The organism is Streptomyces sp. SID12501, assembly GCF_010550245.1.
In the GTDB taxonomy this organism is placed as follows: Bacteria; Actinomycetota; Actinomycetes; order Streptomycetales; family Streptomycetaceae; genus Streptomyces.
Window position 1 is genome coordinate 1 of the sequence record NZ_JAAGLU010000450.1, and the last position, 504, is coordinate 504.

General features: G+C 71.0%; 1 protein-coding gene. It reads right to left on the reverse strand.

Going from position 1 to position 504, the window contains the following annotated elements; all coding sequences use genetic code 11:
* Nucleotides 1-104 precede the first annotated feature (104 nt).
* Nucleotides 105-504: cation:proton antiporter (locus G3I71_RS46715; protein WP_203733114.1), on the reverse strand; the 400-nt coding region annotated here is incomplete at its 5' end.

Genomic DNA, 504 nt, shown 5'->3' on the forward strand with positions numbered 1-504 from the left:
ACACGTCGCGCAGCGCGCGTCCGTCGACGGGAGCCCGGTTCTCGGTGGTTGCTGACTGAACGGGAATCACGACATGCCTCTCTCTCGGCTTCGGCCTTCGGCTCTCAGGTACGGGGTGCGGTGAAGTCCGCGGCCGGCGTGGCAACGGTCGGCGACAGGACGTCGTCCGCGTCCGACGGCTGCGCGCCGGCGAGCGGTTCGGCGGCGGGTGCGGGACGGCGGCGCGACAGCAGGGGGCCCGCCATGGCCGTCGTGACCAGCGCCATGATCACCAGCATGGTGAACATGCGTCCGTCGAGGACGCCGAGGCTGACGGCGGCGTTCAGGATGATCAGTTCCGTCAGGCCCCTGGTGTTCATGAGCAGGCCCAGGTCCCTGGACTCCCGCCAGGAGAACCCGGCCAGCCTCGCCGGGAGGATGGCGCCCACGAGCTTGCCGGCGCAGGCCACCAGGATGATCAGGGCGAGCGCGACGTAGTCCGACGCGGTCAGCGCGCCGAGGTCC